The 20,845-nt window shown below is 47.7% G+C and carries 17 protein-coding genes; 12 read left to right on the top strand and 5 right to left on the bottom strand.

What is annotated here, in order from left to right; translation table 11 throughout:
* Positions 1–105 precede the first annotated feature (105 nt).
* On the bottom strand, positions 106–1,332 hold the full coding sequence (serA, locus tag ACNFVB_RS03345) for a phosphoglycerate dehydrogenase (RefSeq protein WP_430738094.1): 1,227 nt from the start codon (positions 1,330–1,332) through the stop codon (positions 106–108).
* 320 nt (positions 1,333–1,652) lie between these two features.
* Between serA and ACNFVB_RS03340 the strand changes: the two genes are divergently transcribed.
* Positions 1,653–3,095: an FAD-binding oxidoreductase gene (locus tag ACNFVB_RS03340; protein ID WP_430738093.1), complete on the top strand. Its 1,443-nt coding sequence runs from the start codon at positions 1,653–1,655 to the stop codon at positions 3,093–3,095.
* Positions 3,096–3,197: 102 nt separating this feature from the next.
* Here ACNFVB_RS03340 and ACNFVB_RS03335 read toward each other — a convergent pair whose 3' ends face one another.
* Positions 3,198–3,827, bottom strand: coding sequence for a BLUF domain-containing protein (locus ACNFVB_RS03335; RefSeq protein ID WP_430738092.1), 630 nt, complete (start codon positions 3,825–3,827; stop codon positions 3,198–3,200).
* A gap of 467 nt (positions 3,828–4,294) precedes the next feature.
* Between ACNFVB_RS03335 and ACNFVB_RS03330 the strand changes: the two genes are divergently transcribed.
* From ACNFVB_RS03330 to ACNFVB_RS03310, 5 genes are all read left to right on the top strand, one after another.
* Complete coding sequence (locus tag ACNFVB_RS03330; RefSeq protein WP_288999716.1) at positions 4,295–5,932, top strand: carbon-nitrogen hydrolase family protein; 1,638 nt, start codon at positions 4,295–4,297, stop codon at positions 5,930–5,932.
* Between the two features lie 251 nt (positions 5,933–6,183).
* Positions 6,184–6,735 (top strand): protein disulfide oxidoreductase, encoded by a 552-nt coding sequence (locus ACNFVB_RS03325; RefSeq protein ID WP_093071420.1) that lies wholly within the window; start codon positions 6,184–6,186, stop codon positions 6,733–6,735.
* 409 nt (positions 6,736–7,144) lie between these two features.
* Positions 7,145–10,006 (top strand): isoleucine--tRNA ligase, encoded by a 2,862-nt coding sequence (gene ileS / locus ACNFVB_RS03320; protein WP_430738091.1) that lies wholly within the window; start codon positions 7,145–7,147, stop codon positions 10,004–10,006.
* Positions 9,999–10,637, top strand: a complete 639-nt coding sequence (gene lspA / locus ACNFVB_RS03315; RefSeq protein WP_430738090.1) for a signal peptidase II — start codon at positions 9,999–10,001, stop codon at positions 10,635–10,637. The genes ileS and lspA overlap by 8 nt, the downstream gene beginning before the upstream one ends.
* A gap of 411 nt (positions 10,638–11,048) precedes the next feature.
* Positions 11,049–11,690 (top strand): O-acetyl-ADP-ribose deacetylase, encoded by a 642-nt coding sequence (locus ACNFVB_RS03310; protein ID WP_430738089.1) that lies wholly within the window; start codon positions 11,049–11,051, stop codon positions 11,688–11,690.
* A 9-nt stretch (positions 11,691–11,699) separates the two neighbouring features.
* Here ACNFVB_RS03310 and ACNFVB_RS03305 read toward each other — a convergent pair whose 3' ends face one another.
* Positions 11,700–12,371 (bottom strand): DUF1294 domain-containing protein, encoded by a 672-nt coding sequence (locus ACNFVB_RS03305; protein WP_430738088.1) that lies wholly within the window; start codon positions 12,369–12,371, stop codon positions 11,700–11,702.
* 124 nt (positions 12,372–12,495) lie between these two features.
* Here ACNFVB_RS03305 and fkpB point away from each other — a divergent pair, with 124 nt between their 5' ends.
* Both fkpB and ACNFVB_RS03295 read left to right on the top strand, forming a co-directional pair.
* Positions 12,496–12,993, top strand: coding sequence for an FKBP-type peptidyl-prolyl cis-trans isomerase (fkpB, locus tag ACNFVB_RS03300; protein ID WP_430738087.1), 498 nt, complete (start codon positions 12,496–12,498; stop codon positions 12,991–12,993).
* Between the two features lie 63 nt (positions 12,994–13,056).
* On the top strand, positions 13,057–14,097 hold the full coding sequence (locus ACNFVB_RS03295) for an aldo/keto reductase (RefSeq protein WP_430738086.1): 1,041 nt from the start codon (positions 13,057–13,059) through the stop codon (positions 14,095–14,097).
* Positions 14,098–14,218: 121 nt separating this feature from the next.
* Here ACNFVB_RS03295 and ACNFVB_RS03290 read toward each other — a convergent pair whose 3' ends face one another.
* Entirely contained in the window at positions 14,219–15,019 is an 801-nt protein-coding gene (locus ACNFVB_RS03290; RefSeq protein ID WP_105244832.1) for a lysophospholipid acyltransferase family protein, read from the bottom strand.
* 345 nt (positions 15,020–15,364) lie between these two features.
* On the opposite strand from ACNFVB_RS03290, the gene hflX reads away from it, so the two are divergent.
* The 4 genes from hflX to ACNFVB_RS03270 all read left to right on the top strand — a co-directional run bounded on the left by hflX (position 15,365) and on the right by ACNFVB_RS03270 (position 19,772).
* The gene (gene hflX / locus ACNFVB_RS03285; protein WP_430738085.1) at positions 15,365–16,807 is read left to right on the top strand and encodes a ribosome rescue GTPase HflX; all 1,443 of its coding nucleotides are present in this window, start codon (positions 15,365–15,367) and stop codon (positions 16,805–16,807) included.
* A gap of 527 nt (positions 16,808–17,334) precedes the next feature.
* Positions 17,335–17,775, top strand: a complete 441-nt coding sequence (locus tag ACNFVB_RS03280; protein ID WP_288995669.1) for a CidA/LrgA family protein — start codon at positions 17,335–17,337, stop codon at positions 17,773–17,775.
* A 37-nt stretch (positions 17,776–17,812) separates the two neighbouring features.
* Positions 17,813–18,502: an LrgB family protein gene (locus tag ACNFVB_RS03275; RefSeq protein ID WP_430738084.1), complete on the top strand. Its 690-nt coding sequence runs from the start codon at positions 17,813–17,815 to the stop codon at positions 18,500–18,502.
* A 442-nt stretch (positions 18,503–18,944) separates the two neighbouring features.
* Positions 18,945–19,772: a lytic transglycosylase domain-containing protein gene (locus tag ACNFVB_RS03270; protein ID WP_430738083.1), complete on the top strand. Its 828-nt coding sequence runs from the start codon at positions 18,945–18,947 to the stop codon at positions 19,770–19,772.
* Between the two features lie 134 nt (positions 19,773–19,906).
* On the opposite strand, the gene tsf is transcribed toward ACNFVB_RS03270, so the two are convergent.
* Positions 19,907–20,788: a translation elongation factor Ts gene (tsf, locus tag ACNFVB_RS03265; RefSeq protein WP_105244828.1), complete on the bottom strand. Its 882-nt coding sequence runs from the start codon at positions 20,786–20,788 to the stop codon at positions 19,907–19,909.
* Positions 20,789–20,845 lie beyond the last annotated feature (57 nt).

Here is a 20,845-nt window from a genome sequence, read left to right as displayed (position 1 = left end):
CATAAAAAAGAGATGCCCTATTCATAGCGCATCTCTTTTTTTGTATCAGTTGTAACATTAGGGCGTGTTGAAGGTTCAACACGCCCTAAACGATCACGGTTAATTTTAGAACAAGATACGTACGCGGATAGTCTCTTCTACATCTTTTAATTGATCGAGTGCAGCAGTCGAATCGTTGTAGTCAACGTCCATCACGAGATAGCCAACATCGCCTTCTGTCATCAGGCTCTGCGCCAAGATGTTGATATGCGCCTCGGCGAACAGACGGTTGATCTGTGACAGTACGCCTGGCACGTTTTTATGGATATGTAGCAGACGATGTGAGCCTTCTTTAAACGGTATAGAAACCTCTGGGAAGTTCACCGCGGTCGCCGTATCACCTTGATCTGAGTATCTGACAAACTTATCAGCCACTTCAAGACCGATATTGGCCTGTGCTTCTTGGGTTGAGCCACCGATATGCGGTGTCAAGATCACATTGTCAAACTTACGTAGTGGTGATTCAAACTCTTCGTCCGCTGATTTTGGCTCTTTTGGAAACACATCAACCGCAGCGCCCAAAAGCTTACCAGACTCAAGCGCGGCCGCCAAGTCATCAATCTCTACGCAAGTACCACGAGCGGCGTTGATAAAGTAGCTGCCGTCTTTCATGTGTGCAAACTGCTCAGCTTTCATCATATAGCGGGTGCTTGAGACGTCAGGCACATGCAAGGTGACGATATCAGCGGTTGATAGCAGCTCTTCTAGGCTACCCACTTGTACGGCGTTGCCCAATGGCAATTTGGTCACGACATCATGATAGATGACTTTCATACCAAAGCTTTCGGCCAGTACAGACAACTGTGAGCCGATAGAGCCATAACCGACGATACCGATGGTTTTGCCGCGTACTTCATGCGAGTTGGTGGCAGATTTACCCCAGCCGCCGCGATGAACGGTGGCGTTTTTTTCTGGAATGCCGCGATATAGCATGATGGCTTCTGCCAATACCAGCTCAGCCACCGAGCGGGTGTTCGAGTATGGCGCGTTAAAGACGGGGATACCTAGGTCGCGAGCCGCATCTAGATCGACTTGGTTGGTACCGATACAAAAACAGCCGATACCGATGAGCTTGTGCGCATGCTCCAACACTTCACGTGTCAGCTGCGTACGCGAGCGAATACCGATAAAATGCGCATCTTTGATTTTTTCAATCAGCTCATCTTGATCTAAGGCGTGACTGATATTTTCGATGTTGTGGTAGCCCGCGTCTTTTAATACTTTTAGGGCATTGTCGTGCAGGCCTTCAAGCAATAAAAAACGAATTTTGTCTTTTTCTAATGATAACGCCATATGAGAACTGTCCTATGATTGTCTTATAAGATTATCTGCTCGATAATCTATGATGGGTGAAACGAAAACAGTCCAGATATCTTACACAAAATTCCGTCTCGATGTTAGCAGATTAGATGAATTATTGATTATCTAGCCTGAAAACTATTTATGCTATAGTAAACGCTGGTAGCGACACGCTGCCAAACTGGGTTGAACTGTTTTTTTTGAGGGCGACCTCCCCTTATATAAACATACTTATAACTGCCGCGTTATATCCATTTAGCGATATAATAATCCCCTTTATGCATAGTACTTACCGTCTATACCGAGAGTTGACCATGACTTCTTTATCTAGCCAAAGCCCGTCTAACCCTAGTACCGCCGCCGTCCAAAGCCTTTTAGACTGTTTGCTTGCAAGCCATCAGTTTGACCCAGCCCAAATCAAAACCGACCCTGAAAGCCTTGAGTATTGGGGCAAAGACTGGACCAAACACTTCGCCCCAGCCGCCTCTGCCATCGTCTTTCCAAAGACCACCGAACAAGTACAAGCCATCGTCCTGCTTGCCAATGAGCACAACATCGTCCTCACCCCCAGTGGTGGCCGTACCGGTCTGTCGGCAGGTGCCGTTGCCGCCAATGGCGAAATCGTCGTCAGCATGGACAAAATGAACCAAATCGGCACCTTTTATCCTGCCGATCGTATGGTCGAGATTGAAGCCGGCGTCATCACCGAGCAGCTGCAACAGTTCGCAGAGTCAAAAAACCTATACTACCCTGTCGACTTTGCCTCAGCAGGCTCCAGTCAAATCGGGGGCAACATCGGCACCAACGCCGGCGGCATCAAGGTCATCCGCTATGGCATGACCCGTCAATGGATCATGGGGCTCACCGTCGTCACCGGTAAAGGCGACATCTTGCAGCTCAACCGCGGCATGATAAAAAACGCCACCGGCTACGACTTGCGTCAGCTGTTTATCGGTAGTGAAGGCACCCTAGGTTTTGTCACCCATGCCCAAATCAAGCTTGAGCGTCAGCCGCAAGACTTAAACGTCATGGTACTGGGCATGGACAGCTTTAATGATGTCATGAATGTGTTATCCGCCTTTCAAGCGCAGATTGATCTGACCGCCTTTGAATTCTTTGATGACGTCGCTATCGATAAACTCATGGCCCATGGTCAAGTACAAGAGCCTTTTGAGTCTCGTACCAAGTTTTATACCCTACTAGAGTTTGAAGCGCCGTATGAGCCTATCATGGATAAAGCCATGGCCATCTTTGAGCATTGTATGAGTGAAGGCTGGGTCGTCGATGGTGTCATGAGCCAAAGTCTTGCGCAAGCGGCAGAGCTGTGGAAGCTACGTGAGTATATCTCTGAGACTATCTCAGTCTTTACCCCTTATAAGAACGATGTGTCGGTACTCATCAGCTATGTACCGGAGTTTATCGCTGAGATTGATCATATCGTCGCCAGCAACTATCCAGACTTTGAGGTGTGCTGGTTTGGTCATATCGGCGATGGCAATTTGCATCTCAATATTCTAAAGCCTGAAAACATGAGCAAAGATGATTTCTTTAGTGAGTGTCAAATTGTCAATAAATACGTGTTTGAAACGGTACAAAAATATGGCGGCTCGGTGTCTGCAGAGCATGGGGTGGGTATGACGAAAAAACCGTATCTACACTATAGCCGCAGTGAGACTGAGATTGCGTATTTACGTGAGATTAAGAAGGTGTTTGATCCCAACAATATTATGAATCGTGGTAAGGTCTTTGATGTGTAAGAATTTTTTTATCAAAACAACCCATCTATAACCATAAAAAATGACGCTAAACCTCAGAGTTTAGCGTCATTTTTCTATTATCTTTTCGCACAATAGCACCGCTTATAAATACAACAGCATCAAACCAACGATTAATAGCACACTTAAAAACCCTTGCACCACTAAAAACGCTTGATGCGGGGCGGCGATATGACGCACCATATTGCCCAGCGCATTATAAGTAATACCAGCGGCTTTGATATGTGGCGGGGTGTCAAAAGTTTTGATAATTTGCAAAAACTGTTCGGTACGCTCAGGCGACCAGCCATGCGGCGCAAATGGCAGATACGGTGACAACTGCGCTGCCTGCTGCTTGGTGGCAGGCGACCAAAGCCAGCGCTCCAAAAAAAGCAAACGCATGCGCCAGTCAGCAAAGCGGCGGCCACTTACCTGCCGTAACAGTAGCACCTCGACATGTTTGTGGCGATGATCGGCAAAAATACGCTGCGTCAGCGCCGCCACTTTGGCCTTCTCGCCTTCAATACATTGCAAAAAATGGCCGTTGCCATAACAGAGCGTACCGGTGATACCATGCTGCTCATTAAAATCTTTCGCATGGCCTTCTACTTCATCAAATATCGAAGCGCTTAAGCGTGAGCGCAGCGTCAGACTACTGACATACACCAACTGTACCAACGCATCATCTGCTATGTTATCTAGTTGGCTAAATGCACTGGTATGAGTGAGGGGCATAATAAAAATCCTAAAGGGGCACTTGTGCCGATAGCCGAAGCGAATAAGCCAAACAAGACGCTGCTTGAGTGATAACAATAGTTGAGTGCATATCACTGACATCAAAGCCGGCTCACAAAAACGTAGCAAATAGTTACCACGTTAGACTGTCATTGCCCATGTGACTTGCTATCATAACCAGCAATATAGCATTTATGACGATAAAAACGCACCGCGATATCTACAACGCTACTAGCAAATTCAGCAGGGCAGATGAAAGAGTATAATCGCATCCAAATAAATCAGATATATGGCTATTAGTCGCTCAATGAAGCGTTGTATCATTTTTATATCAGATGGACTATATCATTCTAACCCATTGTAAACATGGCAATAAGCGATTGTAACGACAATATTCTCTATATGGAAATATTTTTATTGCTTTTATTACACGAAAAGTTTTTATAAAAACAGCAGATAGGAACCTTATGAGCAAGATTGAAAAAACAGACGACTTTCATTTGACGATTGCCGAGATTAAGAAAAAAGACTACCCCCAGTTAAAAGCCTTGATGGATCGCGTCTACGCCAACCTAGGCGGCGCGTGGTCAAAAAACACCATTCATACGCTCATAGACGCCTTTCCTGAAGGGCAGATTGCGCTGTTTGACCATGATCAGCTGATCGGCATCGTGCTGTCGATGCGCGTTGACTATGCCAAGTTTTCTAACCCGCATACCTATGACGATTTGATCGGTCACAAAGAGATCATCAAAGACAATCCAAAAGGCGATGCTATTTATGGTTTGGACGCGCTGATCGACCCTGACTATCGCGGGTATCGCCTCGGACGCCGGCTGTATGATGCGCGCAAAGAGCTATGCCGTCAGCTTAACTTTCGCGCGATTTTGGCCGGTGGCCGTATTCCCAATTATCACAACCACCAAGACCTGACCCCTGGCGAGTATATCGATGCTGTCGAGTCTCGTGAGATTCACGACTCTGCGCTATCATTTCAGCTGTCCAATGGCTTTATCGTCAAGCGTATTTTGACCGCGTACCTACCAGATGATGCCCAGTCCAAGGGCTTTGCTACGCTACTTGAGTGGGCCAATATCTATTATGAACCACAAGAATACAAGCCCAGCACCCGCAAGTCAGAGGTGCGTATCGGCGGTATTCAGTGGCAGATGCGTGAAGTTGACTCGCCTGAAGAGCTACTACAGCAAGTGGAGTTTTTTGTCGATATCATGGCCGACTACAACTCTGACTTTGCTTGCCTGCCGGAATTCTTTAACGCGCCCTTGATGGGACTATGCGAGTCGACGGATCAAAACGTTGCTATTCGATTTTTGGCAGATTATACCGAATGGTTTAAGAATGAAATCTCGCATTTAGCCGTCAGCTATAACGTCAACGTCATCACTGGCTCTATGCCGCTACTCGATGAAAACGATACCCTCTATAATGTCAGCTACTTGTGTCGCCGTGACGGGACGGTAGAAGAGCAGCGCAAAATTCATATCACCCCGCATGAGCGCAGCGCGTGGGTCATCGAAGGCGGTGACGAGGTCAAAGTATTTGATACGGATGCCGGCCGCGTTGGTATTTTAGTCTGTTATGACGTTGAGTTCCCAGAGCTTGCGCGTCTCATGGCACTCGATGATATGGATATTTTGTTTGTGCCGTTCTGGACAGACACTCAAAATGGCTACTTGCGCGTACGCCACTGTGCGCAAGCGCGCGCTATCGAAAACGAATGCTACGTGATGATTTGCGGCTCTGTTGGCAACTTGCCACAGGTTGAGAGCTTAGATATTCAGTACGCCCAGTCGTCTATCTTTTCGCCATCAGATTTTGCCTTTCCTCATGATGCCATTATGGCAGAAACCACTGCCAATACGGAGATGGTATTCTTCTCAGATGTGAACTTAGACAAGCTGACTCACGTCCGTCACGAAGGCTCAGTACATAACTTGCTTGACCGCCGCGATGACTTGTTTAGCCTAAAATGGAAGAAAAAGTCGAAAGTACCAGCCAGTAAGCTCAGCACAAGCGAGCGCCGAGAAAACACAGGCAGCGTGCTGACCGGCGACCCACTACAAGACCGCGCACAAAAACCTTAAGCGTTTATCGTCACTCTGACATAAAATCGGTACAGCAATAGCGATGGACGATATTTTGACAGTGTTCTAAAGAATTGGTGTTTTAAAGCATTTAGGAATCATACGGCTGAGCATTCAGCCGTTTATTTTTATCTAGGGCATGTCCTCATTTTAAAAATGGTGATAAAAATGAGGACACAGCCTAGCATACACGATAACAAACAGCGACCAGACACTTTTTGATACCATGACAAGCATAAAAAGCAGCCTTTATGACAACTGATACTGATACCACAGCGGCAAAGCCTAAAAAGACGCCACAGCAAAAAGCGCTGTCGCTTATCAAGACGATACTGATATATGGCTTGATGTTTGCCGTCATTTATACCGCGGTTAATTGGTGGCGTCAGCCAGTTATGCCTGCCAACCCGCAATTGCAGCTCACCGATTACCAAGGACAAAGCATTGACTTGGCGGCGCTCAGTAACGATAAGCCCGCGCTGGTGTACTTTTGGGGAACGTGGTGCCCTGTTTGCCGTGTGACCTCGCCGACCATAGACACGCTCGCGGCGGCCAATGACTACCCGGTGGTGACTATTGCGATCCAGTCAGGCTCTGATCAAACGCTGCATAGCTACCTGAGCGAACACAAATACCGCTTTACCACCATCAACGATCAAGAAGGCGAGATATTTGCTGACTGGCAAGGACAAGTGACGCCCTCTTATGTCATCTTAAAAGAGGGTGAAATGGCACAAGGTCTAACGGGCATCCAGCCATTGTGGTCACTAAAACTACGCTTATGGCTGTCATCGGTTTTTTAGTTCTTGTTTTTTTAGCCTTGTTCTTTTTTAGTATTGGTTTGATGGTATAAACTATTGGTTTTGGCTAAAAACAGGACGATACCGGCCAGCTCTTTTTACCCCACTGGTTTTGTCATATAATAGCTGTCATTATTATCGCCACTTTTCTTATTATTTTGATATCGGTATATGGCATTGCAATCATCTCATTAGTATTTATGATGTAGGCAGACGCTTTTATCTGCTTGTGACGACATAAAGTGATTGTAGTTGGAAGCCGCTATATTACTAACTAGCGCCGCAGCCAAATACCAGTATTAATAGTGACACAGTAAGCGTAGCGTTCACGTAACATCCGCACGCTATTTTAGATCAGCATGTACTCGGCTCTTTCTCCCACTTCTAACCATCATTTTATAAGATACCTTTTATGACTGACAAAAGCACCGACACCCCAAGCCACGATTATAAAGATACATTAAACCTCGCCGACACCCCGTTTGCCATGCGTGCAAACCTCGCCAAACGCGAGCCTGACTGGCTAGCGGCGTGGGAAGCCGATGATGTCTATGGCAAAATTCGTAAGGCGCGCACAGGTGCGCCAAAGTATATTTTGCATGATGGCCCTCCTTATGCCAACGGTCAGATTCACTTAGGTCATGCGGTCAATAAGGTTTTAAAAGATATCATCGTTAAGTCAAAAACGCTGTCGGGGTTTGATGCGCCTTATGTTCCTGGTTGGGATTGTCATGGCCTACCTATCGAACAAAAAGTCGAAACCAAGGTCGGCAAAGTCGGTCAAAAAGTCTCGGCCACTGAGTTTCGTGGTCTGTGCCGCGAGTATGCCCGCACCCAGATCGAGCTACAAAAAGCCGACTTTAAACGTCTAGGCGTGTTTGGTGATTGGGACAACCCCTATCTCACCATGAACTTTGCGCAGGAAGCCAATATCGTCCGTGCACTTGCAAAAATCTATGATAATGGTCACGTAACTCGCGGTATGAAGCCTGTGAACTGGTGCTTGGACTGTAGCTCTGCCCTCGCCGAAGCCGAAGTAGAATACCAAGACAAAGTCTCTGACGCCATTTATGTCAGCTTTGATATAGTGGATACCGACAAGGTAGAGGCGCTAAATGGCATCGACGGCAGTATTGCTGCCATCATTTGGACGACGACGCCATGGACACTGCCTGCCAACCAAGCCATTGCCGTGCATCCTGAGCACGACTATAGCGTGGTGGCAACAGACAAAGGCCATTTTTTATTGGCGACAGACTTGATCCAAACTGCGCTGACCGAGCTAAAGCTTGACCACAAAGGTATCTTGGCGACCGTATCAGGACGCAAGCTTGAAGGTCTGCACGCCCAGCATCCATTGATTAGCGAGCGTCAAGTGCCGCTTATCCTAGGCGATCACGTCACCACTGATAGCGGTACAGGCCTCGTCCATACCGCGCCGGGTCATGGTCTTGACGATTATATCGTTGGCCTAAAATACAACTTACCTGTAGAAAACCCTGTGGGCGGTACGGGTGTGTATTTAGACAGCGCTGCGGTATTTGCCGGAGAGCATATCTATAAAGCCAACCCAAAAATCATCGCCACCTTGCACGAAAACGGCCACCTCGTCAGCCATACCAAAATCGAGCACAGTTACCCGCATTGCTGGCGTCACAAGTCGCCGATTATCTTCCGCGCCACCCCGCAGTGGTTTATCAATATGGAAGCCAAAGGCTTACGCGAGCGAGCGCTTGCTGATATTCCAACGGTCAAATGGACGCCCGCTTGGGGACAAAACCGCATCGAGGCGATGATGACTGACCGTCCTGACTGGTGTATCTCACGCCAGCGTACTTGGGGCGTGCCAATCACTTTCTTTACGCATAAAGAAACCGGTGAGCTGCATCCAAACACGCTGGAGCTGATTGAAGCGGCGGCACAAAAAATCGCTGATGGCGGCGTGGAAGCGTGGTTTGATGCCAGCTGTGAGGACTTTTTGGGTGATGAGGCTGCTGACTATGACAAAGCGACCGACACGCTAGACGTGTGGTTTGACTCAGGGACCACGCATTTTGCTGTACTTGAGCAGCGCGATGAGCTGACCAATCCAGCGGATATGTATCTTGAAGGCTCAGATCAACATCGCGGCTGGTTCCAGACTTCCTTGCTGACCTCAGAGGCGATGTACGAGCGTCCACCATTTAAGCAAGTATTGACCCATGGTTTTGTGGTAGATGAAAACGGCCGCAAGATGAGTAAGTCGCTTGGCAACATCATCACCCCGCAAGACGAGATCAACAAAACGGGCGCGGACATGCTGCGCTTATGGATTGCCTCAAGTGATTATCGTTATGAGATGAGCGCGGGTAAGACTGTGTTTAAGGGCGCGATCGACATGTATCGCCGTATCCGTAACACCTTGCGCTTTTTGCTTGCCAATACTGATGACTTTGATCCAGCGACCAACAGCGTGGCGATGGATGAGCTGGTCAGCCTTGATAAATTCATCATTGAGCGCGCGCAAACCGTGCAAGCACAAATCATCAGCGCTTATGATGCGATGGACTTTCACCAAGTCACCCAGCACGTCACCGCGTTTTGCTCGCAAGACTTGGGCAGCTTTTATTTAGATATCATCAAAGATCGCCAGTACACCACTCAGACTGATGGACAGCCGCGCCGCTCTGCTCAGACGGCGATTTATCATATCGCTCATGCGCTGATTCGCTGGATCACGCCTATCCTGTCCTTTACGGCCCAAGAGGCGTGGGAAGTACTAGAAGGCAAAAACGGACAAGACGCAGGTTATGTGTTTACCCAAGAATGGTACACCTTCCCAGCATTTGAGCTGAGCGCCATCACAAGCGACGACTGGCAACGCATCATGCAGGCCAAAGACATCGTCAACAAGCATATCGAAACAGCGCGCGGCGAAAAAATCATCAATGCCAACTTATCAGCGGGCGTCGATCTGTATGCCAGCGGCGCGATGCAAGAGAGCTTGGCTAAGCTTGGCGAAGAGCTACGTTTTGTCTTGATTACCAGTAGCGCGACCCTGCAGCCAATGAGTGAAGCCCCTGCTCAGAGCGCGGATACTGGCTCAGTATCAGCAGAGAGCCATGCCGATGAGTCAAGCGACTTGCAGGTCAAAGTGAGTGCAGCCACAGGTACCAAGTGCGTACGCTGCTGGCATATCCGTGATGACATCGGCGTCGACCGCAACCATCCTGAGCTATGCGCGCGCTGCGTGACCAACGTGAGCGGTACAGGCGAGGTGCGCCACTATGCCTAATTCTGCGCCTAACCCGTCAGACTCACCTCACAAGTCGCCGCAGGTTGAGGCCGACGGCTCGCCCAAGCCTGCACATGCAACCACTGGCAGCTCATCGACGCCTAGAGGTCGCCTAACTAAGCCCCCTAAGATGGTCGCCAATGGCAGTCGCGCCTTTATGTGGTATGCGTTATCGCTGGTGGTGATCATCATCGACCAGTGGAGCAAATGGCTGGCTGAGACCACGCTCAATTTTCTTGAGCCTGTGCCAGTGTTAGAGCCGTTTCTCAACTGGACACTGGCTTACAACTATGGCGCCGCGTTTAGCTTTTTGGCCGATGCAGGCGGCTGGCAAAAGTGGTTTTTTGCGGGACTGGCGCTGGTGATGTCGCTGTTTTTGATCGGCTATCTAATCAAAGCACCACGGCAAGCCAAGCTGCTATCGACAGGCCTTACGATGGTGCTTGGCGGTGCCATTGGCAACCTGATTGATCGCTTGCTACATGGTCATGTGATTGACTTTATTCATGTGCATTATGCTGATGTGTGGCATTATCCGATTTTTAATATTGCCGATATTGCTATCTGTATCGGCGTCGTGTTCATCGTCATCGACATGCTGTTTTTGGAAGGTAAACGCAGCCCTAAATAATATAACATTAGGGCGTGCTCTCATTTTAAAAATGAGATAAATGGCCGCAAAACATTGCAATCAAACAACGAAAATAGCGCAGATAGTATAGTCAGTTCAAAACAAAACTGTCATAATTTCCAAAGCGCTACTGGGATGAATTTTTCGCAGCCTCTGTGTATACAGCACGCAAGGAAAATTTATACCAGTAGCGCTATAACATTTTTAAATTGAATCTACTATATCGAAATATTAGTCAGCTATTTTTAACGCATCTAGAAGACTATCGACTAGACTGAGGACACATCCTAAAAACAATAGGATTATCAATAGGCTACCAAATGGCGGCCTATTTTTTTGTGTTTTTGTAGATTGAAACTATTGATATTTATCGCTAAAGTACCATACGTTCACTATAAAAAGGATGTAGCCATGCCTAACAATCAAGTGACGAACAATCAAATGACGACTAGCAAAATAACGCCTATTGCTCAAAAGCAGCTGTCAGTGTCTAATGACTATAATGGTAACAGCAGTGGTACTCACAGCGTGACCCTATCAGTGTTACAGACGGATATCACCACGTTGCATGTCGATGCCATTGTCAATGCGGCTAACAAAAGCTTGCTCGGTGGCGGCGGTGTCGATGGTGCGATTCATCGAGCAGCAGGGCCTAAGCTGCTTGAGTATTGCCGTACATTAAATGGCTGCCAAACTGGTGATGCCAAAATCAGCCCAGCATTTGATTTGCCTTGTCAGTACGTGATTCATACGGTAGGCCCTATCTGGCATGGCGGTCGTAGTAATGAGCAAGCACTACTGGCCAGCTGCTATCAAAAGTCTTTAAATTTGGCAGCGCAACACGGTCTCAGCAGTATTGCCTTCCCTTCTATTAGTACCGGCATCTACGGCTACCCCATTGATAAGGCAGCTAAGGTTGCAATCGATACAGTCACAGCATATGTGCAAAACGGCTTAGAACAAATGGATGGTTTTTCCATTCACGACGTGATTTTTTGCTGTTTTTCTGCCTCAGATGCCGCTGTGTATAAGCAAATACTGGCGCAGATTTAATGTAACGCTTTATCCTAATTCGCTTAAAAGCGCTAGCCCGCCGCCCATGATGACAAAGAGTAATCCTGCTAAGTTGATAATAACCATTAAATAATAAACGATACGAAACTCAGGCTTTTGTGATTTGTGGCGCAAATACGTCTGTGCTACCAATGCGCCGACCCAGCCGCCAAGTGCGCTCAGCACGTGCAAGGTTGACTCAGGTGTACGCCAATCGCCATTTTGAGCAGCAGCTTTGTCTTTGGCATAAGTAATATAAGTGACGATGCCTAGCACAGCGTACCAAGCCACCACCAGCCAGCTGAGCTTTTGAGTTGCCGCCAATAAAATTAAAACCCCATAAAAACCAATACCAAGAAACAAGCGTTTCTTTTGCCCTGCTGCAAATTCTGCTTGGGCATTACGTTTGCGATTACGCTGACGGATTTGGCGGTTTTTTTCTGCCATTTTTTGTTGGACAAAGCTCAGCTCTTGGACTTGTCTGGCTTGCAGGCGACCTTGGCTATCTTGTCCGACATCAAAAACCACCGCTTCACCAACCTCAGGGCGGCGCTGCGCTCTAAACTCACTAATGTGAAAAAACAGCGACGCCCCGCTTGATGTTTCAATAAAACCAAAGCCTTTGTCGTCTTGCCATTTATGCACGTGTCCCTGTTGCTTGCTGGGTGCTTGACTTGCCATAATTCTGCCCTATTTAAGATATGGCAGATATATTACACCATTTGCGTTACACTATTTGCGCTTACACACCCAGCAAAATGACTTATCATTTCTCTATTATATTTACGACAACTGGCTTTTGATTATGACTGAATCACAATTTATCAACCCCAACGAAGACACGCGCATCACCTTTGGTAGCCTTGTTAGCCTACACTTTGAAGTTTCATTAGAAAACGGCACGGTGATTGACTCCACCTTTGGCCGTGAGGCACCAGTGACGCTGACAGTCGGCGATGAAAGCTTGCTGCCAGGGTTTGAGCAAGTACTTATGAATCTACGCGCAGGCGACACGCGCACAGCTCACCTTGAGCCAGAGCAGGCATTTGGTGAGTGGAACCCTGACAACGTTCAGCACTTTAGCCGTCCGCAGTTTGCTCTTATCGCCGATCATCCAGAAGTCGGCATGATGGTTGAGTTTGAGGATAAAGGCAAAAATACCTTACCCGGTATTATTAGCGCGATTAATGAGGATGAGATTGAGGTCGATTTTAACCATCCGCTGGCCGACCAATCGGTATTGTTTAAGGTCAAAGTCTTTAAAGTAACCCCGCCTGGGGTGACTGGCATCCAAATCATGTAATGCCCTGACAACGCTCAATACTCAATGCTCAACCCTAAAATCAAAGTCCACAAGGAGACTGACATGCAATATACAACGTTGCCGCAACTCGATGAACAGGTTTCTAAAATCTGTCTGGGCACTATGACATGGGCGCAGCAAAACACCGAGGCTGAGGCACACGCCCAGATGGATATGGCACTGAGCGAAGGCGTCAACTTTTGGGATACAGCAGAGATGTATCCATCACCACCAGATAAAGACAAGCAAGGCGATACCGAGCGTTATATCGGTACTTGGTTTGCCAAGACCCAGCAGCGTGACAAGGTCATTTTGGCCAGTAAAATGTCACCCCTGAGCTTTTTGCGTGACGGTAAAACGCGCTTTAATGCTGAGCAAATTAGCAGCGCTATCGATAGTAATCTTGAGCGTCTACAAACCGATTATATCGATATTTATCAGCTGCATTGGCCTGAGCGACAAGCCAACTTCTTTGGGCAGCGCGGCTATGACAGCGAAATGTCAGCTCAATCGCTTAATGACTTAACGCCATTTTTGGAGACCATCCAAGCGCTGAATGATGAGATTAAAAAAGGCCGTATTCGTGCTTATGGGCTGTCGAATGATACCGCGTGGGGACTGATGCGCTATCTGTGGGAAGCGGACAAAAACGGTCTAATCGCGCCGCTAACGGTGCAAAACCCGTATAGCCTCCTCAACCGTCTCTATGAAGTCGGCATGGCGGAGATTGCCCATCGTGAAAACGTCGGCTTGCTCGCTTACTCACCGCTTGGGTTTGGCGTACTCTCTGGTAAATATTTGGGTGGCAAAAAACCAGCTGGCGCGCGGCTGACGATGTATGATAGATTCCAAAGATACATTAATGAGCAAGCGCTAGCAGCCACTGAGCAATACGCTAAGATTGCCAGCGATGCCGGACTAGATATGGCGCAGATGGCGCTGGCCTTTGTCAATTCACGCCCGTTTGTCACCAGCAACATCATTGGCGCGACCACACTTACACAGTTAAAATCCAATATCGATAGCATTGATCTGACACTCACTGACGATGTATTGGAGGCCATTGAAGCAGTGCACACGCGCCAGCCCAATCCGTCACCTTAATAAGCGGCGCCCAATGTGTCACTGACAAAACACAAAAAAAGACGCCAATCGCGGTAAATATTGCTACGATTGGCGTCTTTTTTATTCAGCGACTTTTCATTTGACTGTACAGCTCAGCTGATTATTGACTAGGCGGCACACTCAGTACCCGCGCATGCAGATCGGCCAATCCTTCTTGCATTTTTCTTTGCAGCAAGTCGGTCAGTTCGCTTTTGCTATAGCCTTTAGGGTCTATCGGCTCTAATGGTAGCACATAGGCCGTCACATCCTTACTATCTAGCACCTTTTTTAAGCTCTCTTTCATGGTAATCTTGCCATAATACGGCAATGCCTCACTGAGCGCTCCGTCTTTGTCGACATAAGCGATAAGGATCGGTCGTATAGGGACATCTGCGTCTATCGCAGCTTGTAGCAGGGTACCATGGATACGCTTGACCTTTTTGCCATCAGTAGTAGTCGCTTCAGGGAAGAAGATAACCGAAAACCCTTTGGTCAAAAACTCAGCAATCTGCGTGGCCACTGAGCCTGCATCACCGGAGCCGCGCTCAATAAAGAGCGTGCCGGCAGCATGCGCTAATTTACCAAACACAGGCCACTCACCAATCTCCGCCTTGGATAAGAAAAACGCGGGGCTTACCGTTCCCACGACAGGGATATCCATCCATGACACATGATTGGACACCCACAGACCATGATGCTGCTGTACTGGCTCGACCTCGATGACTTTGACACCAAAAGAGCCTGCCATCTTACGACAAAACGCCTGAATATACCGTGGTAGTTTTTCGCGTGGTGGCTGCTTAAAGGCACCAAGACGCTGAGCGGCTCGCAGTCCACCGACCATCGTTGTGGTCATACCAGCGATTTGCTTGCCGCGTCCTAGCTGTTGTCTGAGTGAAAATTTTGACTTAGCTTGGCTCATCTTCGCCCTCATGATTAAATAACTGCTGTTTATATCAACAAAAAAACGAGCTAAGTATAGCAAAGTTATGCGCCTCAGTGATAGCCTGTTCACTGAGTCAGTGCCTAGTTTTATACAAAGTTTTATACAAACGCGCAATAAAGCCGTTTATAAACGCGCGAACTTACCAGCCGTCCTCCGCGCTAGGAAACACAAACCTGTGTAACATAAATCTATCGCTAATTGTGCCATTACGCTTTAATATCAACAGATAAGACCACATATAAAAGGTCATATGAACGCCGCCTCGATAGTTGACAGACAAATGGTAGCGATTTATTTACTTTATTAAATAGGTGATATTCTTTGGATTATTTTGAAAGACATGAAGGTGGCGAGCGTGCCATCATTGTACATTTAGACATTCGTCAAATCCAAGACCCTGACGATCTTAGCGAGTTTGAGCTATTGGCAGACTCAGCAGGCGCCGATCGTTTGGCATTGGTGACAGGCTCACGTTTAAAGCCTGATGCCAAGTTTTTTGTGGGTAGCGGCAAAGCAGAAGAGATTGCAGAGCTAGTGCGTGAGCACGACGCCGATATTGTTCTTTTTAATCACAGCTTATCGCCCTCACAAGAGCGTAATATCGAGTCGGTGGTCAAATGCCGCGTGCTGGATCGCACCGGACTGATTTTGGATATTTTTGCTCAGCGCGCCCGCACTTATGAGGGTAAGCTACAAGTGGAGCTGGCGCAGCTCAACCACTTATCAACACGGCTGGTACGTGGTTGGACGCATTTGGAGCGGCAAAAAGGCGGTATCGGTCTGCGCGGGCCGGGTGAGACCCAGCTCGAGACCGATCGCCGCTTACTACAAACGCGAGTCAACCAGCTCAAATCTAAGCTTGAAAAAGTCCGGCAAACCCGCGCACAAGGCCGCGCCCGTCGACAAAAATCTGACGTACCGACCATCTCGCTAGTCGGCTATACCAATGCTGGTAAATCGACACTGTTTAACCGCTTGGTCGACGAAAACATCTATGCCGCCGACCAGCTGTTTGCTACCCTCGATCCGACGCTACGTCGCCTTGACTGGCAAGGCGTGGGACGTGTGGTACTGGTCGATACTGTCGGTTTTGTGCGTCATTTGCCGCACGAGCTGGTCGAGTCGTTTCACGCAACACTAGAAGAGACGCTAGAGGCGGACTTGCTACTACACGTCATCGACTCCTCTAGCGAAGACATGCACGAGCAAATCGAAGCGGTAAAAAATGTGTTGGCCGAAATTGATAACGACGTACCCGTGCTCAATGTGTATAACAAAATCGATATCACAGGTGAGCCTGCTCATATTGGTTATGCCAGCGAAGGCCAGCCAAACCGCGTCTACGTCTCATCAAAAGAAAACCTCGGAATAGAAGCGCTGTCGCTTGCCGTACAGCAGCTGCTCACTGGCGCACTAACCACCTTTGATTTGACATTGCCTTATGGTGCGGGTCAATTTAAAAACACCTTGTACGAGCTAGGCGTCATCTTAGAAGAAAGCTATGATGACACAGGCCACGAGTGCCTAACCATTCGCTTGCCAAGCGATCGGCTCAAACAGCTGCTTGGACAAGCCAATCTCGATCCTGTAGATGTCCTACCGCTGGCGCAAGCGACGCTACTGATGCCGACGCTTGAGGAGTTTGAAAAGCCAGATGAAAACGTAGAGCCTACCTTGACTGCGGCCGAAGAAAAAGCCTTTGATGAGTTTGAGATAAACACAGCACCGTCCTTGCCTCAAAAAAGCAGCCTACCTGACTCATAACTTATAAGAGCAAGCGGCGGGCGGCTCAGCTTTTATTTGCAAACCGCTTTGATATACCTACAGACAACGCCCTACACACAGACGGTATCGCTGATATCGTCTGTTTTTTATTGCCTCGCTTAAAGCCGTCTCTCTCAAAGCCACCTTCCCTAATACCATAAGACAAAATAGCGCGATGATACTAGGGCGGTTATACCTATAATCAGATCAATAAAAAATGGATACAGCGAGACTGAAATAAATTTTTCGTAGCATCTGTCGGCGCAAGCACAGCACGCAAAAAAGTTTGTACCAGTCTAGCGAATGTATGCAGTGTATCTCTTTATCTTATCTCTCTTTATCTCTCTTTTATTTAGTCACGACGATAGGCTTTATTAGTTACGTGATTCTCTATATAATCGCCTATACGATATGCCATATACAAAATACCATAACGACACAATGTACTTATAAGGATGCAGCTGCCATAGCCATGCGCCAACCGTTATCACTGCGCCTACCCATCTCCGATTTGGCCAAAACTGCTTATGAAGTCCACTCACTCCTCCAACCTACCGCTATGGCTGGCGCTGATATTAACATTAGCGATGGTGATTTTTGTCCGTGAAACAGCAGTGCTGGTCTGTCAATGGGCGGGTATCGAAAAAGCGGCCAATATCGTCGGTTTGGTGGCGATGTTTGTGGTGTTGATGGCGTGGCGTTTGCTAAAAGGCCTACCTATCTGGCTCACTCAAGCCAGCAATACGTTATTGGTTGATAGCGGCTTTGCTTTTTTGCCTGTTTCTGCTGGTGCAGGTTTATTGTTATTTGCCTTAGGAGACGAGCTGTGGGGCGTGATGCTGACGATGCTGATCAGCACCTTAATACCGCTTTGGGGATTAGCATTGCTGGCCAACCGCTGGCTCAATCAAGACACTGACTCTGATGGTGACTCGCAAGCTGGCAACACCGGCAGCACTAGCAAGTAATAAAAGCAGCGCTCAGCTGAATGAACAAGGCAGACTTATGACTTTTGATAGCGTATTGACAGCAACCCTTGCGGCGATATTATTGACCTTGGTCGCCCATGTCATTGCCCGTATCTTAGCGCGTAAGCTATCGTGGCTACCGATGGTCATCACGGCCTTAGCGCTGGTTTTGCTGTTTTTGTTTGTGCTGAAGTGGGACTACAATCACTACTATAGCGTCGCAAAGCCTGTGTTTGACCATCTCTTAGGATACGTCACGGTTTTATTGGCAGTGCCACTCGCCGCCATGAACTTTAAAGGCTTACCTGTCAAAAAACTCACCCTTATCGTCATGATTGCAAGCGTGGTCGGTGCTTTGCTGCCAATGTCGCTCGCCTATCTGCTGTCACTCAGTCACGAGACGATACTGGCATTTGCCACCCGCTCAGTGACCACTCCTATCGGTCTTAGTGTGGCGGATTTGATCAAAGCGCCGCTGGCGATGGCCAACCTTATCATCATTGTCTCAGGTCTCGTTGGGGGTTCTTTGGCGCGCTTTTTATTTGGCCGTGTCGATGATGATCGTGCCAAAGGCTTAGCACTTGGCTTGGCCGCTCACGCTTTTGGTACAGTCGAAGCGTGGCAGATCAGTCATACCGCCGGACGCTATGCAGCCTTTGGACTGGCAGTCAATGGGCTGGTGACCGCGATTTGGGTACCGATATTTGTTAGTACCGTTGCGTTATAGCTACTCCCTGACCTCTCATAAATTAAAGACAAGCTCAAAGCATTGGCCGCTCTTATCCTCTTGCTCTTATCCCACCGCTCCTACACTCTTATCATAGCCACTTACTATCACCATAAGCCCTTGCGGCAGCTGAGCTGGCACTGACATGCGTACACTGCAAATGATAGCTTATTGATTTATTTCGTATTATTTACAAAATAATGCTCACTTTTTCTTATTATTTTGACAATCCCATGCGTCAAAAAGTTATTATGTGTTATAGTAAACAACTATTATTTTTTGTATCTATTGCAAATGATTTTAACAAAACATGAAGACGTCAGGGTTGTTGCTAGGTAGCTGGCGACAAAACACGGCAGATAAAATAAGCACTTGCCTTTATAAGCTGGCCGACTCATCAGCGACAGTCATTTGCGACTACTCGATAAAAAGTGATATCTCTATGATAAATACGACTACCATCAAGACTCGCTGTTTGTCTCCGTTTTTATTAAATACCATCACTGGTATTGCCAGTATCCTTGCTATCTCAAGCTTGAGTGTGAGTGCTCATGCAGGCAATATGTATATCTACAAAGACCAAGGCGGTCAGGTGCTCTTGACCAACGTTAGCCCCAGTGGCAACTTTGATAAGTTCACCAAAAAAGTCAAAGTCACTTATTATAAAGACTCTAAGATGTATGACGGCAGCAGCAATGGCTATGGCAGCAGTCCGGCGAGTAGTAGTGCCAGCCGCAACGCCTATGATAGCTATATTCGCGCGTCCGCGGCACGTCATGGCGTCGATCCTGCCTTGATGAAAGCCATGATGCATACTGAGTCAGCTTTTAATCCAAATGCTCGTTCACCAGTCGGCGCTCAAGGGTTGATGCAGCTAATGCCTGCTACCGCACGGCGATTTAATGTGGGCAATCCTTGGAACCCTGCCGACAACATCGAAGGCTCAGCCAAATACATCGCCTGGCTGATGCGCCGTTTTAATAACAACGTCGAGCACGCTGTGGCAGGCTATAACGCAGGCGAGGGCAATGTCGATAAATACGGCGGCATCCCACCTTTTAAAGAGACGCGCAACTATGTCAAAAGAGTGATGAGCCGCTATCATAGCTTATACAAAAATGACGCCGGTCTGTCTGGCGCCAGTATCAATGCCAGCAATCAAGTCAATATGAGTAGTACAAACAATGGGCTACAAAACGTCAGCTATGGCACGAGCAGTAATAGCAACAGCCCAAGTTATATCAAATCTGCCTACGAGGCCTTACGCTAGTAAGTCCATAAAGTTGGTCAAGCTCAGACACAAAAAAGCCCGTTACTCGATAACGGGCTTTTTTGTGTCTGACGGCAAAACCAATGGCTTAACCGTCTTCATCAGTGCAAGTGCAAAGAGATGTTACTTGGATATTACTTGCTAGCCGCTTGAGCCGCTGCAACTTCAGCTGCGAAGTCTTCTTGCTTTTTCTCGATACCTTCACCCACTTCTAGACGTTTGAAGCTTAGTACTTTTACGCCTTCCGCTTTTAGGACATCGCCAACTTTTTTGTCGTTGTCCATGACGTATGGCTGACGTAGTAGAGTGACTTCGTCTAGGTATTTACGTAGACCACCTTCGATCATTTTTTCAATGATGTTGTCAGGCTTGCCAGACTCTTTGGCTTTGGCTTCGATGATGTCTTTTTCGCGAGCCAATACATCAGCATCGACGCTTTCGTCGTCGACCGCTACAGGGTTGAACGCTGCGATATGCATCGCTAGGTTTTTGCCAGTCTCTTCGCTGCCGCCTTCATACGATACCACAACACCGATACGTAGACCGTGGCGATATGATGCTAGGTTGGCACCTTCTAGGGTTTCTACACGGCGCACCTGAATGTTTTCGCCGATTTTTTGTACCAAAGCCACGCGTGCTTCTTCAACGGTTTGGCCATCGCCATATGGTAGCTCAGAGATAGCAGCAACGTCTGTGACGTTATTTTCTAGCGCGATGTTGGCTACTTTTTCTGCAAAAGCAGTAAAGTTGGCGTCTTTTGCCACAAAGTCAGTTTGGCAGTTTACTTCTAACAAAAACGCTTTGTTGTCGCCTTGAGCGATGATGATAGCGCCGTCAGCTGCGATGTTACCTGCTTTTTTGGCCGCTTTTGCTTGACCAGATTTACGCAAGTTATCGATGGCAACTTCAACATCACCATTGGCTTCTTGTAGGGCTTTTTTACATTCCATCATGCCAAGACCAGTACGGTCGCGCAATTCTTTTACCATTTTGGCAGATACTTTTACTTCTGTCATAAGAGTCACCTTAGTATAGTTATGTATAGGAGGGCTTAATGTCTATTTTTCTCAAAG

It is taken from the genome of Psychrobacter sp. VH5 (genome assembly GCF_050572635.1).
Lineage (GTDB): Bacteria > Pseudomonadota > Gammaproteobacteria > Pseudomonadales > Moraxellaceae > Psychrobacter > Psychrobacter celer.
Note: the sequence above shows the minus strand (reverse complement) of the source record. Positions and strands in the feature narration are given on the sequence as shown.